Raw genomic sequence first — 14442 nt, forward strand, 5'->3', positions numbered from 1 at the left:
CGGGTGCCCGTCAGCTCAACGGCGCTCACCGCCACGCGGGTAATCTTGCCGTTAACATAGCGGGACGTCAGCAGATTCTGCGTCGGGATGGTCACCGTGACCGGCTGGCCGAGCAGCCTGCTGCGGTCAATGCGCGCGTCCGTGCCGAGCACGGTCAGCGTCAGCGCGAACGACTCAGACATCGCCTCGCGGCCCGTCAGTTTCCAGAACAGAAGCCCCTCCACCGGGAGCTGAACGGTAATTCGGTTGAGCATAATCTTTATTCCATCTAGCTTATGCGATGCAGAAAAGAGGTTCGCATCTGTGATAAAGCGTCATTCAAGAAAGGGGCGTTTCCCTCTTGTTCATCCAAAAAACAAGAGAGTAGATTTTCAGTGACTCTGATGTGACAAATAAACCTACATTCAACCAGATGTTTGAAATATCAAACATACTTACTAAAAGAGGGAAAAATGAGACCGAGCATCTGAATGAAATCAAGCGAAATAATTCCTGAGCAAGGGCAAATTTAACCGATCCGATCTTTCGCTTGAAGAATAACCAGGCTGAAGCAAACAAAGAGAGTAATAAAAGTAAGTCAAGCATAAAAAAAAGCATGACCAAAATGCTGAAACCATCACCTGCGTAATAATGCAACGAAGCACTAAACGCTTTTGCGTCAGAAATGAATGGAATTCTGTCGTGGCGAACTGAATTCACGCAATAAAGCAATATTGCGAGAAGATCCATACTTCCCCAGAAATACCATAATTTGCTATTTAAATGAGCGAGGTTATTTTGTGTACGCCCGATATTGTTATTTACAAAAATGGGGAGGCACATGTTGGCTTCAACTCAACTCTCCGGGTTAGGATTAAATTCAAAACGCATAAACAGGAGAGACAATCTTTTCGAATTCCTTTGGACGAAGCCTTTGGCTTCGAAGATCGTACACTTCCATAGTATCTCCTGTTTAAACTCCTACGGATTCACCAGCCAGGTGCCCGGCTTGGTGATATCCAGCGTCTGGCTGCGCGTTCTCCCGTTGCCCTGCAGTTCAATCTTCGCCTCACCGGCTGGCAGCTTGAGCGATGCATAGCCATTGGTCGCCGGACGCAGCGCTTTTGGCTCGCCGTTCACTTTCAGGGTTTCGCCGTCGAGAATGCGGATATAGACAAGCGCAACAGGGCTCTCGACAGGCGGTGGCGTCTGTTCCGCCGTCGTCTGCTCGCTCGCCTTCGCGGCTTCTGGCTTCACGTCTGGCGTGTTCGCGGCGGTCTCAGTCGGACGCGTCTCTGCTGGGGTCTGTGCAGCCTGCTCAGGCGTAGCATTGCCGCCGCTGAACAACATCGCGCCGGCGACAATTCCCACCAGCACGCCCGCGGCAACCATGCCCGGGATCTTGTAGCGACGCCAGTCGAGTACCGAAGCCGGTTTCTCTTCCTCAACCGGAACCAGCATGGTGCCGGTCTTTTTGGCGGTCAGCACGTCGTTAATCCCGGCGACCGGCATCTCAATCAGCGCAGCAAATTCGTCGATAGACTGCGGACGGTCCTCCATGTGCAGCGCCAGCGCGCGGTCGATGGCCTGCAGCAGCGGGATGGAGTAGCCCTGCGGCATGATTTCCACCAGCGGTTTGCAGGTGTCCTGAATGGAACGCACCACGCTGACCGGCGGCGGAGAACCCACAATCAAGGTACGCAGCACCGCGCCGAGGGCGTAAATATCCGTCCACGGGCCCTGCTCGCTCTCGTTGTCGTCGGTGTACTGCTCAATCGGTGCAAAGCCCGGACGCAGCATGGTTTCCGTTTCGTCGGAGAGATTACCGATGGTGCGGCGCGCGGAGCCGAAATCGAGCAGCACCGGCAGGCCGTTATCCTGGATCTGAATGTTATCAAGCGAGATATCGCGGTGCAGGTAGCCTTCGTCGTGGATAGTCTTGATCGCGCCGAACAGCATCGGCAGCGTGCGGCGGATCCAGGCCTCGTTGATCAGCTCCGGTTTTTCTTCGCGCAGGCGTGAAAGCGTGGTACCGCTGTAAAACAGCGTCCCCATGTAGGCCGTATCGTTTTGCACCCAGAAGCGCAGGACGTGCAGCAGGTTCGGGTGGTTAAAGCGCGCCAGCAGACGGGCTTCCTGAATGAAGCTGTTCAGGCCTGCGGAAAACGCTTTGCCAAAGCGCTCGCTGCGAAGCACCAGGGTCATGTCGTCGCCGCGCACGGCAAGCGAGGAAGGCATAAATTCTTTGATAGCGATAGTGCGTTCGAGCTGGTGATCCCACGCGCGATAAACGATGCCAAAACCGCCGCCGCCGATCACCTCTTTGATTTCAAACTCGTTGAAGCGGTACCCGAGCGGGAGCGCGTTTGGGACAGTCCGATTGTTATCATTATCCGTCATCTTTTACAGTTCTCTTGATGATTATTACGCGGCAAACTGACAGTGAAACTCGCCCTGCTTGCAGGTGACGTGCAGACGTCGGTACTGCTCGTCGCTGCGGCTGGCGGTAAGTAAGATCTGGCTCATCTGAGGCAGCAGTGTGTTAGTCAGAATAGCGTCCACCATGCGGCCGCCGGACTCCACCTCGGTGCAGCGCTGAACAATCTGTTCCACCACGCTGTCGTCAAACTCAGAAATGATGCTGTGATTCTCTTCCAGACGACGCTGAATGCGCTTGAGCTGCAGGCGAACAATCTGCCCGAGCATCTCGTCGCTGAGCGGGTAGTACGGCACCACCAGCAGACGGCCCAGCAGCGCCGGCGGGAAGACCTCCAGCAGCGGCTGGCGCAGCGCGCCGCTTAAGGCCTCCGGCTCCGGCATCAAGTCCGGATCGGCGCACATGGCGCTAATCAGCTCGGTGCCGACGTTGGAGGTCAGAATAATAATGGTGTTGCGGAAATCAATGTGCCGCCCCTCGCCGTCCTCCATCCAGCCTTTGTCAAAGACCTGGAAGAAGATTTCGTGGACGTCCGGGTGCGCTTTTTCAATTTCGTCCAGCAGCACCACGCTATACGGGCGGCGGCGCACGGCCTCGGTTAACACGCCCCCTTCACCATACCCTACGTACCCCGGAGGCGCACCTTTTAAGGTGGAAACGGTGTGCGCTTCCTGGAACTCGCTCATGTTGATGGTGATAACGTTCTGCTCACCGCCGTACAGAGATTCCGCAAGCGCCAGCGCGGTTTCGGTTTTCCCGACGCCGGACGGGCCGCATAGCATAAAGACGCCCACCGGTTTGTTCGGGTCATCCAGCTTCGCCCGCGAGGTTTTCACGCGGCGGGCAATCAGGTCCAGACCGTGACGCTGGCCGATAACGCGCTGGTTAAGCGTGTCGGCGAGATTCAGCACCGCGTCGATCTCATCTTTCACCATCCGACCCAGCGGGATCCCGGTCCAGTCGGAAACCACGGCAGCAACCACGTTTTCATCCACCGCCGCAAACAGCAGCGGCTCATCACCCTGTAAGGCGTTCAGCGCCTGCTGCTGCTCCTCCAGCTGACCGCGCAGCTCGGCGGTATCGTCATCCCCTGCCGCAAACAGCGCGGCGCGCAGGCGGATAATCTCCTGCACCAGGCTGCGCTCTTCTTCCCAGCGCCGGGACAAGGCTTCACGCTTTGTTTCATACGCGTCGCGCTCGCCGCGTAATGCAGTGACGCGCCCGGCGTCACCGGCACCGACGCGCGCTTCGCGTTCAGCGATCTCAATTTCCACGTCCAGCGCGGCAAGATGGCGCAGGCAGTCTTCCAGCTGCGCGGGCGGCGCGCTCTGGCTGACCGCGACGCGGGCGCAGGCGGTGTCGAGCAGCGCAACGGCTTTGTCCGGCAGCTGACGCGCCGGGATGTAACGATGCGACAGCTTCACCGCCGCGCTGACCGCCTCGTCGAGCAGCAGCACCTGGTGGTGCGTCTCCAGCGGCGACACGGTGCTGCGCAGCATCAGAATCGCTTTCGCTTCGTCCGGCTCGTGAACCTGCACCGTCTGGAAACGGCGGGTCAGTGCCGGGTCTTTCTCAATGTACTTTTTGTATTCCGCCCAGGTGGTGGCACCGATGGTGCGCAGCTGACCGCGCGCCAGGGCCGGCTTCAGCAGGTTCGCCGCATCGCCGGTCCCCTGCTGGCCGCCTGCACCAATCAGGGTGTGGATCTCATCGATAAACAGAATAATCGGCGTGGCGCTGGACTGGACTTCATTAATGAGCGCCTGCAGCCGGGCTTCGAACTCGCCTTTCATGCCCGCGCCGGCCTGCAGCATGCCGATATCCAGCAACCACAGCTGGATATTTTGCAGCGGCTCCGGGACGTCGCCGTCGGCGATACGCAGCGCCAGCCCTTCCACCACCGCCGTTTTCCCGACTCCGGCTTCCCCGGTCAGCAGCGGATTGTTCTGGCGGCGACGCATCAGAATATCCACCATCTGGCGGATCTCCTCGTCGCGCCCGACAACCGGGTCAATCTTCCCGTCGCGGGCGCGGGCGGTCAGGTCCTGGCCGTACTGGGCCAGCGTCCCCTGCGCCGCAGGTACCGCACCCGCTGGCGCATCGACGGCGGCAGCGGCCTGCTGCGTCTCTTTGCTGTTGGCGCAGATGGCGTCGAACTGCTCAATCAACACCTCAACGTTGAGGCGGGTAAACTGCGACGAGATGCTTTTCAGCACGTTGGCCAGATTCCAGGTTTTAAGGATGCCGATCAGCAAATGGCCGCCGCGAATACGGCTGACGCCAAACTTCAGCGAGCCGAAGACCCAGGCACGCTCCACCGCGCTGTCGATATGTTCAGAGAGATCGGAAACGGAACTGGCCCCGCGCGGCAGGGCGTCCAGCGCGGCCACGATATCGCGCGTCAGCTGCTGTTCATCAAGGGCAAAATGGCGAATGACCAGTTGCAGATCGCCATCCTGCTGTTGCATCAGTTGATGCAGCCAGTGCACCAGCTCAACGTAGGGGTTGCCGCGCAGCTTGCAGAAGGCAGTCGCGCTTTCCAGAGAGGTAAATAACAGCGTATCCAGTTTGCCGAAAAGCACGGCACGGCTAATTTCTGACATGTTAGTTTCCATTAACAATGATTCGGTATACGGAAGGATTACCGCTCTGCGCGATACACCAGATCGCCACGCGGGACAGGCTGGGGTTGATGACCCAGCCAGGTGTTGTAGCCTAATCGCCCGGTGCCACCGAGCGAGGTGCCCTGCACCGCGTCTTCACGCAGGATCACCCGTGTTTCCCATTCAAACTCAATTCCAACGTACTGGCGCACCCAGTCGCGCAGCTCGGTGACCCACGCTTCGCCCGGCAGAAAGCGGTTGTACTCCTCCGCGCTCAGCGGGCCAATTTCGATGCGAAACTTATGCTGCACGTCGCGCACCGCGACGCCGAGAAAAGCGGATTCCCCCATGCGCGGCATGCGGCGTCCTGCTCCCAACTGCGCCTGCTCGCGCGTGGAGAGCGGCATCCACTGCGGCACGTTGCTCACCAGCTTAACCGGCGCTTTAAAATAGTTGCGCAGGATCTTCTCCAGCCCCTCAGGATCCCGCCCGTGACGGGTCAGGTGCCCGGCGTGGGTAAAGCGGGCATGAGCGCTCAGGCTGCCCTTGTTCATCTGGCCCGGCTGCCCCATGCCAATCAGCGAGGCAAGGTAACCCTCAAAGCGCTTGTTGTCGGCGCGATCGAGGGAAACGGCGGGCTGTGCGTCCGCCCAGGCGCGGTAGAACAGCAGCGCCAGACGATGATGGAACAGATCGGCAAACGCGCTGAGGCTGGTGTCCTGGTGATGATGAATACGCTCGCGGGCGTACTCGGTCATATGGACCGGCAGCGGGCCGTTCGGGCCAAACAGACCGAAGCTTAAAATTGAAACTTCATGCAGCCCGCCTTCCTCACGCTGTCGTACCTGGGCCAGCGTCGACGGCGCAAAGCTCATTGACGGCTGCTGGCCAATGCGCAGCGGCTCAAATTTCGGCAGCGGCGCGCGTCCCAGCGGGTAGCGCTCGCCACCCTGGGCATCAATCCGCCTTAACAGCTGAAACAGATCGTAGCGCCAGGGCGTCTCACGGACCCCGCGCCAGAACGTATCCGGCAGCTTCGTCAGGCGATGCACGCGCAGCGGTGCGGTGGTGGCGTCACTCATACCAGCGCCCTTTTACCCATGCGCGGCGCCCAGTAGCCAATCTCGCCGCGCTGCTGGCTCTTCAGGGTGAACTCCGTGAAGCTGTTGATGGACACCAGCCGGGCAAAGAGGCGCTCCAGCACGCTGCCAAAAAGCCAGGGGCTGGCACCGGAAAACGCCCGCTCGTCTACGGTCAGGGTGATGCCAATTCCGCGGGCGAAAACGACCGGGCCGGGCTCGGGCACGCGGCGGTGAACCGGCTCCAGCACACAGTGGCGAACCCCTTCTACCTGGCGCGCAACCGGCGTTTCGGCCAGGTTGGCGTACAGCCCTAACAGCTGGCGCAGCGCCGCCGATCCGTCTTCATTCTCGCTGTCCATCAGGCTGAGGTAGTTCATCTGCAGCTGGCTGATGAGCCGCCAGGTGCTGAACCCTTCCGCCAGCGCCGGACGCGGCGGCGTCGGACCTTTGCGCAGGGTCAGGGATTTCACCGGCATGGAGTCGGCCATGATGAACTGTCCGAGCTCCTGCTGCAGCATCAGCGGCAGGTCGCGGCTGGTACAGAGCACCTCGGCAGAGATGTAGCGCAGGTTTTCCTGCCACGGGGCATGCTGTTCATCCACCAGCGAGACAAAGACCTCCGAGCCGATATAGCCGGTACGGGTGCCGTAGCGCAGGGCATGCTCGGAGAGCACGCGCTGTTCCCGGCGCAGGGAAAAATAGGCTCCGTAGTTGCCCGCGTCGCCGCTCCAGGTGCTCCAGAAAGGACGAAACGTCTGGTCGTCACGCTGGCCATCGGCGCTGCCGAAGATTTTATTTACCGCGTAAATTTCATAGTCCAGCGGCCGGATGTTATCGACCACCAGATGGTATTCATGCTGGCCGTCATTCAGCTTCTGCCTGGCCGCCACTTTCGGGAACAGGTTGATAACCGGCGTGCAGTGCAGCGCCAGATGGCTGGCGTCGACCACGCGCTCCAGCTGTTCATCCGACTTATCGAGCAGAATGAAGATATCGAAGGCTTTTTCGTTTTCGCAACGCTGGATAAGCGTGCTCAGACCGCTCAGGCTGATAAAACGGAAGCGGGCCGGAAACGCAAAATATTCCTGCAGCAGACGGTAGCCGTCAAAGTTGCGCAGATCGTCCGGGAGCAGCGCCTGGTCCGGCGCGAAGCCCTCCTGACGCAGCGCATCCGTTGCCAGCAGCTGTCGCTGCGGCTGCGGGCTGACCGTCTGGCAGACGATCCTTGCGTGGTGCTCCATGACCAGCTCCAGCAGCTTCAGCGCCTCAATGTCCGGGCCGCTGAGGAAAAACTCCAGCCGGTCAAAATTAAGATGTCCAAGGTTTTGCGGGCCATCGCAGGCAATACGGATCCGCAAGGCGCTGTTAATCCCCTGCTGGCTTAAGCCGAGTTGCGCCAGCGGCAGGTCAGCGGGCACGCCGCCGAGCTCCACTTTATCGATTTTCAGCGGCAGCAGATTAACCTCGTGCGCCGTGGTATAGCTGCAGGTTACGCCGGTTTTTTTCAGCGCCAGGCTGTCCATCATGGTGCCGCGCGGCACAATAAAGCCGTTGCTCAGATCGCCGCGGCTGCTGTCGGGCTCAATTTCCGCAATCGCCATTGAGGGCGTAGGCGCGAGGTAGTTTGGCGCGATCATCTCCAGCAGACGCTGGGAGAAGCGCGGAAACTCCGCGTCCATTTTCATCTGCACGCGGGAGGTCAGAAACGCGAAACCCTCCATCAGGCGTTCGGTGTACGGGTCCGCCACTTCGATGCCGCGCATGCCCAGCCGCCCGGCGACCTTCGGATAGCGTTCGGCAAACTCGGCCCCCATTTCGCGCAGGTAGGCCAGCTCACGGTTGTAATATTCGAGCAGTTTACTTTCCATGATTACCCCGCATCTTTCAGTTCAAAATGGCCGTTTTCCAGATCGACATCGGTGCGAAACAGAAACTCCAGCGGGTACGGTACACACCATAAACGCCCTTTTATTTCGATGGAGAGCACGTTGTGCAGATCCAGCGAGGAGGTATCCGATACGCAGCGGACCTGTAGCCCCTGCGGCAAAATGCGCGGTTCGAAATTAATGATCGCCTCGGTGAGCTTGCGCTGGATATCGTGCCATTCAATATCCGACATTCTCTTCCCGGCCAGCGGCGCGACGCCGAAGTTGACCACCGAGCGGCTCACGTGCGGCAAGGCGCTTAAATCCCCGGAGGCATCATGGTTGATGGTGTTAAACAGCCACTGCAGATCGCGCAGCACGTTACGACGCAGCGCAGCGTGAGTAATCAGGTTGCTGTTCGCCGGCTCGCGTTTTTTTACCGGATCGTTATCGGTGAGGCGATCGAGCAGCGAGGGCTGCATTTTGTCGCGCGCCCCCACCTTCTCCTGCCTGCTGCGGGCTTGCCAGCCGCTGCGCAGCAGATCGCCTTCGCCAGCGGGATTACTCATCGGCTCCATCCGTCGCAAACGTCACGAGGCTTAACGACAAGAGCGGGCTTTCGCTTTGCTCGCTGAGCCAGGCTTTCTGGCCCCTGCCTTCGTACAGGGTGCCGTCCTCGTCGAGCGGCTGCCATTCGGTGGTGCGACCGAGTTTGATCGCATCCGGTGCATCAGCAGCAAACGGGTAACGCGCCGGGATCTGACACACCTGCTCCGTACCGTCGGTCAGGCGTACCAGCGCGTGACGCCAGACCAGATCGGTCACGCTGGCCGGTGCCTGGAAGCGGATCTCTGCGATAGCGTTAAACGGCAGCCAGAAATAGCGGCCGTTCACAATCGTTTCGCACACCGGGCCGAGACGGGCATCGCCGTCCATCAGCCAGTCAAACGCCTGCGTTTCATCGTTTTCGAGGGTGATATGACCGGGGGTGGCCTGCGCCTGGTCAAGCGCTTCAAGGCGCAGCGACCGGGCACGCTCGCCCTCCTCGCCGAGCGCCGCGGCCAGGGTTGAAAGCCACGGCCACTGAGTTTCAGGCATGGCCGGACGCGCCTGCCCCGCCATCACCTGCGCGCGCTGCAACTCGCCCTGAATGGACTGCTCCAGCAGCGTGACGGTCGGCTTCGCCTGAGGCTTCAGCGCCAGCCAGCTTTTCAGCTGAGTCAGAGCGCGGGTCCAGTTGCCGCTGAGGGTTAAAAACTGCACGAACGCGGCGCGGAGGTCGGCATCTGCCGGACGGGCTTTGATTTCTGCTTCAAGGCGCGCCAGCGCGTCGTTGAGCGTTTCACCCGCCAGGTGTTGATAGAGCGTATTCATAGCCATTCCTTAATTCGCCGCGCGCCATGCGCCCACTGCCGGATCGCGCAGCTGAGGGCGCAGGGTATCAATCAGAACGATATTCAGCTGAGTGCCGGGTGCGACCCAGGCGCTCCAGGTTTTCTTCACCGCCGCAATACGCGCCTGCAGTTTTGCATCGTCGCTGGCGGTCTCGCGGGAAATCTCTACCGCTACCGTGCCGTTGCTCTTCCAGCTATTCAGCGTGTTATCGTAAGGCAGGATCATCCAGCTCTGATCGCTATTTGAGGTGCTGAATACCATGCGCTCTTTGTTGACGGAGGTGATCAGCGCGTTTTCCGGGTCGGCGCTTTGATTCAGCCCCATCACCGGGAAGCCGTGGATATAGGTCACCGCCATCTCTTTCTGTCCGCCGTTACGGGACTGGGAGATAACGGTGTGACCGCTCAGCCAGCTGCCGTTACCGCAGCGGGTGGTGTCAGAATCTGGAATAAAGAGCGCCGGAGCAGACGCGCCGCCTTCCCAGAAGGTGCGCAGGTGGCAGCCATCCTGAAGGGTAAACTCCTGCCACGGCGTGCGGTCAGCGGCGACGGTTTGCGAAGCGACATTTTGATCCGGTGGCAGTAATGCGCCGCTGGCGGTAGTCGTGTCGATGGCTGGCGTAGCCTGCTGCTGTTTCACCACCAGCGCCCACTCCTGCGCTTTGGCTGCCGTGCCCTGCGCCAGCGTCATTCCCGCCGGATCGTTGAGCGTCCAGCTGAGCTTATTCACTTTGCTGCACTGGTGTTCCAGCAGCGAGCCAAGACGCGGCACAAAATTTTCCAGCACGGAGACATCTTTCTTGCCGTTCGCCACAATGCGCAGCGCCACTTCTGGCTTACACCAGCTTTGCGGCGTGTTGTCTTTGATGTTGTCGATCCAGATATCCAGCTTCTGCGCAGGAGACTGCACGATGCGGAAATTCTCAGCCTGCGCGGTGGAGGTGACCGCCAGAAGTGCCAAACCCGATAGCCAAAGTTTCATATCGTTCCTTGTGTGTCTAATCAGTTCCGCAGGGAAGAAATTGTGCTGCGTCAGAGAGCGTATGCAGCAAAGTGGTGTCCTGAGGGTTGCCCATCCATACCGCCAGGGCAGTATAGTTATCCTGAGCATTCCCCTCCTGCTCGCCATTCTTTTGAATGATTTGGTTCATTAAGGTCAGCCACTCCTGCGGCGTATTGACCATGTGCAGCGACTGCTTCATTTGTTCTTCGCTGACGCCATGCCAGAACCCGTCGGTGCAGAGTAAAAAGGCATCGCCGTCTTCCACCTGCACCACGTCGCTGTAGCTCGCTTCCGGCCCGCCGTTTTCAATTCCCAGCGCCAGATACAGCAGGTTGCTGTTGAGGTCATCGGTCTGATGCCCCGCATCCTTCATCTGCTGCACCAGGCTGTGGTCGGTGGTCACGTGCCACAGCCATCCCCGGCGAAACAGGTACAGGCGGCTGTCACCGGCATGCGCCCAGTACGCCAGCCCGTAGTCCCGGTCTATGAACAGGCTGACCAGCGTCGTGCCCATCCGGCGATAGTCCTGAACGGCCTGCTGTTCGCTCAGAATGGTGCGGTTCGCCGTCTGCACGTAGTCGCGAATATGCTGAGCGTTGAGGTGTTTGTCGCCATCGAAGCGGGAGATAATGCTGTTGCGGGCCAGTTCCGCGGCGACTTCACCACCGGGCAGCCCCGCAATGCCGTCACAGACGACAAAGCAGGCCGAGCGTTCCCCTATGGTTTCTCCCGTCTGATCCTGGTTGCTGGCGCGCGTCCCCTGGCGGGAGAGAGAAGCGGTTGCGATATTCATTTGTCTTCCGATCCGCTCTGTGAGTCTTTGTACTGATTCACCTCCATGTCATACGCATGAAGGAAGGCTTCGCCGAACAGAGTGTGGAAGTCATCCTCAATCTCGCCCGCCGTCTCGCCATAGCTGCGAACAAAATAGTCCCACAGGGCGGCTTTGCGGCTGCCCGGCAGCGCCAGACGAGAGGTCATGCCGTTCTGCTTCGCCTGCTCCTCCAGCTGTTCCGGGTTAAAGGACTGCAGCATCGCGGCGATAATGGCGCGAATACCGGAGATCATCCCCAGCTGGTGTGCCTGAAGGTCGATCAGCGCGTCGCGCACCGATTTGGTCGGCGGCATAAAGCCCGGCATCGGCGTGCCGAACATCTGAATGAGGACGGTTTTCCCGGTCGGCAACAGCTTGAACGGGTTGTTGGCATCGTCCAGTACCATGGTCATATCGGCTTTTACGCCGCGTTTGAGGATCGAGCGAGACGAGAGCAGCGCCACGGTTCCCTGGGAGAACATGCCGAGGATCTGCCCAAGCTGACGCATATTTTCCCGGTCAAACTGCGGCACCGGCTGCATTTCACTCAGGCCCATACCTTCCAGCAGCGCCTCCAGCAGTTCGCCCTGCAACACCTCACCCTTCTCGCCGTTATTCGCGGTGGCGGTTGATGAAGCGGCGTTATTGACCGGGTCGATGCGCAGACGTCCCTTTGGCGTCTGTGCGCTGCTGCGTGCGACGGCCTGTGGCGTAGGCATGGTGAAGCCTGCGTAATCAGGGCGCGCGGGCTCTTCTTCTGCACGCGGCGGTTCCTGCGGCTCGGGGGCGAACAGCGGGGAAGCGGCAAGTACGTCCTCTTCTTCTTCCTGTTCAGGTTCAGGCACTGGCTTTTCGTCAATAATGTCATCCGGATGGGTTAACGGTGCCCCGCCCATCAGCCCGAGCGGGTCATCATTGCGTGCGGCCGGCGCGCTGGCCTTTCCACCGAACAGCGCCAGCGGGTCGAGTTCGTCCGCCGCGTCTTCTTTAGGGGCGGGTTGCCCCTCAACCGGCGGCACCAGTGTGGAAGGCGTCACGTCGTCAAAAATGCTCTCTTTTTTGAACAGCGCTTCATCGCTGAACAGCGTGTCCGGGTCGACGTTCTTACGCTCGAGCGTTGGATCGCTGTCGTTGAACATCGCGAGCGGATCTTCGGCATTACGCTCCGGCGCGGCGGGCTGGGAGAACGGATCGTGCGATGCCGCAGGCTGCGGTTTTGCGCGGTTGCTGGAGATGCTGTCGGAGATGGAGAACTCCTGCATCAGGCTGTCCCAGATTTCCGACGGCACGGCGGTCGGTTCAGCCTTACCGCGTGGCGAGGGGTTAGCAGGTTTCGGTTGCGCTGCGGGCGCAGCAGGTGCCGTTGTTGGACGCGCCTGCTGCTGCATGCTGGCCGCCATCCGGCTCACCGGCTGCGTATCGTGGATCAGTTCGGTCACTTCGATACGGTAGTCATCAATACCGAGAATGTCGCCATCCTGGAGTTCAACCTGACGTCCGCGCTCAAGCGGAATGTCATTTAATACCACGCGGGTGACGCTGCCACGGTTGGTGACGCGGCATTCGCCCTGGGCGTCAACGTGGACAATAGCCTGCAGACGCGAGATGGTGCGGTCATTGTCCGGCAATACCAGATTGTTATCCGTACCGCGCCCAATGGTGCCGCCCGGGGCGTAAAAATCACAGCTGCTCTGCGGCGGCTGATGACCGGGTTTCGTAGAAATAATCGTGAATCGCATGGCGTATTCCTGCTGGTATGATTAGCGCTCAAACGCTGCCGCTCTAGGGACGAGAACGGCGGCGTTTGAAAAAGTGAATATCAAAAACTATTTAATGAAAGTTATAAAATATAATCCAACAATGAGCCATAGAGTGAATATTAACGCCTGTAATTTATAACGACGATGTAACTTTAGTATCCAGCCAATTCTTTCTTCCGGTAACGACTGTACGTATTTATAAGCTTCTTCCTGAACAAGCCTTTCACGAGTGAACTTTATTTTTACGCCTTTATAAAGGCGAACAAACCAGATTATTTTTTGATAATTTGCCAACGAACCGAAAAAAGAAGCGTAGTCGGTAACAAGATCCAGGTCATATCCCTTTCGCCGGTAGTCAGAAAGTAACTGATTATAATCAGCCTCGTGTTTTTTGAAGTAACGAGAACTGAATAGATCCATAACTATCACAATCAGCAATAAAGCCACGATAAGGAATAATAGTAAATTTTCAATATTCACCATATTTTATCCATCATATACTCAGTCGCTCCGCCCGCTATCTCGCCACCAACGTATCCACCTGCAGCCGCCCCGACAATGGAACAGGCGAGCAAACCTACACCACCCGTTGCGACACCAAGCGCAACGCATACACCGGCACTTGCCATGGCTCCGTATTTGCCACCGTAAATCCCTCCTGCAAGACTTGCACCAAAGCTGCTGTATTTTTTCACAGCGACTTTAGTACAACTTTGCTCTCGTCCCGTGGTGCATGCATTGTAAACTTCATTGGTTGTATTTGCACCGGCAAAACCTATTGCAAGCCATCCCCCCGCTTTAAGAAAACGAGCGGCTTTAGAGGCATTATCGACATAAGTTGAATAACCACGAATAGAAGCGACACCCGCTGTGCTCCATTCATGTACAATTGATCTGCTTGACAACCCTAATGCATGCTTCAGTTCGTTATAGGGTTTCATCTTTAACGTCAGCCTGGACAATTTATTTAATAAACCATCCAACTCAGAAAAGAGGCGCTGACGCTCAACAAAAAACTGCTGGCTTATCAATGTACCTTGTGCCCTGTACTGATTCTGGTATGCCAACTCAATGGATTTAAGTTTTTTTTCTATTTCACTGAAATATTTTTCACCTGCGTCAGCAACAACTCCAAGGGACTTATCCATAAAATTAGAGACTGCGGCTATGGTACTAAAATGGTGATTAAAAAAATTCGCTTCTCCAGAGTTAAGATCGGCCAGAGCACCATTGACTTTATTTTTTGCAAGCTGTAACTGCTTAAGTTGCACAGCATTATTACTTCCCGGCGCATCAAGAATCAACATCTGTCCAGGTTTTGACCACTGCATATCACTATTAACCTGCATGAAATAACGTGCAACATCACTGTTTGGATTGTTGAATAAGAGCCTTGCCTGGAAATCCAGAGTTCCGGGTTGCTGAACAATGCAATATCCCGGATTAACTAATGATTGACCAGCCATATTCACTCCCTCTGATTTTCACCGAAACGCTTACAAATA

At 58.0% G+C, this 14442-nt stretch carries 13 protein-coding genes; all 13 read right to left on the minus strand.

The window, feature by feature from the left end; translation table 11 throughout:
* Positions 1–254, minus strand: a 254-nt coding sequence (locus ACWKXT_RS22990; RefSeq protein WP_454533461.1) for a contractile injection system protein, VgrG/Pvc8 family, incomplete at its 3' end; no start/stop codon positions are given.
* Between the two features lie 64 nt (positions 255–318).
* Positions 319–729, minus strand: a complete 411-nt coding sequence (locus ACWKXT_RS22995; RefSeq protein ID WP_454527703.1) for a hypothetical protein — start codon at positions 727–729, stop codon at positions 319–321.
* Positions 730–960: 231 nt separating this feature from the next.
* Complete coding sequence (locus ACWKXT_RS23000) at positions 961–2379, minus strand: serine/threonine protein kinase (RefSeq protein WP_454527704.1); 1419 nt, start codon at positions 2377–2379, stop codon at positions 961–963.
* 24 nt (positions 2380–2403) lie between these two features.
* On the minus strand, positions 2404–5019 hold the full coding sequence (gene tssH, locus ACWKXT_RS23005; RefSeq protein WP_454533462.1) for a type VI secretion system ATPase TssH: 2616 nt from the start codon (positions 5017–5019) through the stop codon (positions 2404–2406).
* 38 nt (positions 5020–5057) lie between these two features.
* Positions 5058–6101 (minus strand): type VI secretion system baseplate subunit TssG, encoded by a 1044-nt coding sequence (gene tssG / locus ACWKXT_RS23010; RefSeq protein WP_454533463.1) that lies wholly within the window; start codon positions 6099–6101, stop codon positions 5058–5060.
* Positions 6098–7969, minus strand: a complete 1872-nt coding sequence (tssF, locus tag ACWKXT_RS23015) for a type VI secretion system baseplate subunit TssF (protein ID WP_454533464.1) — start codon at positions 7967–7969, stop codon at positions 6098–6100. Before tssF ends, tssG begins: the two co-directional genes overlap by 4 nt.
* A gap of 2 nt (positions 7970–7971) precedes the next feature.
* Entirely contained in the window at positions 7972–8535 is a 564-nt protein-coding gene (tssE, locus tag ACWKXT_RS23020) for a type VI secretion system baseplate subunit TssE (protein ID WP_454533465.1), read from the minus strand.
* On the minus strand, positions 8528–9340 hold the full coding sequence (locus ACWKXT_RS23025; protein WP_454533466.1) for a type VI secretion system accessory protein TagJ: 813 nt from the start codon (positions 9338–9340) through the stop codon (positions 8528–8530). The genes tssE and ACWKXT_RS23025 overlap by 8 nt, the downstream gene beginning before the upstream one ends.
* A 9-nt stretch (positions 9341–9349) precedes the next feature.
* Entirely contained in the window at positions 9350–10342 is a 993-nt protein-coding gene (locus tag ACWKXT_RS23030) for a hypothetical protein (protein ID WP_454527709.1), read from the minus strand.
* A gap of 16 nt (positions 10343–10358) precedes the next feature.
* Entirely contained in the window at positions 10359–11156 is a 798-nt protein-coding gene (locus ACWKXT_RS23035; RefSeq protein ID WP_023336024.1) for a PP2C family protein-serine/threonine phosphatase, read from the minus strand.
* Positions 11153–12916, minus strand: a complete 1764-nt coding sequence (tagH, locus tag ACWKXT_RS23040; RefSeq protein ID WP_454533467.1) for a type VI secretion system-associated FHA domain protein TagH — start codon at positions 12914–12916, stop codon at positions 11153–11155. The genes ACWKXT_RS23035 and tagH overlap by 4 nt, the downstream gene beginning before the upstream one ends.
* Positions 12917–13003: 87 nt before the next feature.
* Complete coding sequence (locus tag ACWKXT_RS23045; RefSeq protein ID WP_454527711.1) at positions 13004–13420, minus strand: hypothetical protein; 417 nt, start codon at positions 13418–13420, stop codon at positions 13004–13006.
* On the minus strand, positions 13414–14403 hold the full coding sequence (locus tag ACWKXT_RS23050) for a hypothetical protein (RefSeq protein ID WP_454533468.1): 990 nt from the start codon (positions 14401–14403) through the stop codon (positions 13414–13416). The genes ACWKXT_RS23045 and ACWKXT_RS23050 overlap by 7 nt, the downstream gene beginning before the upstream one ends.
* Between the last annotated feature and the right edge of the window lie 39 nt (positions 14404–14442).

Source organism: Enterobacter sp. UPMP701 (genome assembly GCF_053709515.1).

Excerpts from the sequence above, each read along its gene's own strand:
- ACWKXT_RS23035 (WP_023336024.1), bottom strand. The coding sequence starts at position 11,156 with ATGAATATCGCAACCGCTTCTCTCTCCCGCCAGGGGACGCGCGCCAGC.
- ACWKXT_RS23045 (WP_454527711.1), bottom strand. The coding sequence starts at position 13,420 with ATGGTGAATATTGAAAATTTACTATTATTCCTTATCGTGGCTTTATTG.
- tssE (WP_454533465.1), bottom strand. The coding sequence starts at position 8,535 with ATGAGTAATCCCGCTGGCGAAGGCGATCTGCTGCGCAGCGGCTGGCAA.
- tssF (WP_454533464.1), bottom strand. The coding sequence starts at position 7,969 with ATGGAAAGTAAACTGCTCGAATATTACAACCGTGAGCTGGCCTACCTG.
- tssG (WP_454533463.1), bottom strand. The coding sequence starts at position 6,101 with ATGAGTGACGCCACCACCGCACCGCTGCGCGTGCATCGCCTGACGAAG.
- ACWKXT_RS23000 (WP_454527704.1), bottom strand. The coding sequence starts at position 2,379 with ATGACGGATAATGATAACAATCGGACTGTCCCAAACGCGCTCCCGCTC.
- ACWKXT_RS23050 (WP_454533468.1), bottom strand. The coding sequence starts at position 14,403 with ATGGCTGGTCAATCATTAGTTAATCCGGGATATTGCATTGTTCAGCAA.
- tssH (WP_454533462.1), bottom strand. The coding sequence starts at position 5,019 with ATGTCAGAAATTAGCCGTGCCGTGCTTTTCGGCAAACTGGATACGCTG.
- ACWKXT_RS23025 (WP_454533466.1), bottom strand. The coding sequence starts at position 9,340 with ATGAATACGCTCTATCAACACCTGGCGGGTGAAACGCTCAACGACGCG.
- tagH (WP_454533467.1), bottom strand. The coding sequence starts at position 12,916 with ATGCGATTCACGATTATTTCTACGAAACCCGGTCATCAGCCGCCGCAG.
- ACWKXT_RS23030 (WP_454527709.1), bottom strand. The coding sequence starts at position 10,342 with ATGAAACTTTGGCTATCGGGTTTGGCACTTCTGGCGGTCACCTCCACC.
- ACWKXT_RS22995 (WP_454527703.1), bottom strand. The coding sequence starts at position 729 with ATGGATCTTCTCGCAATATTGCTTTATTGCGTGAATTCAGTTCGCCAC.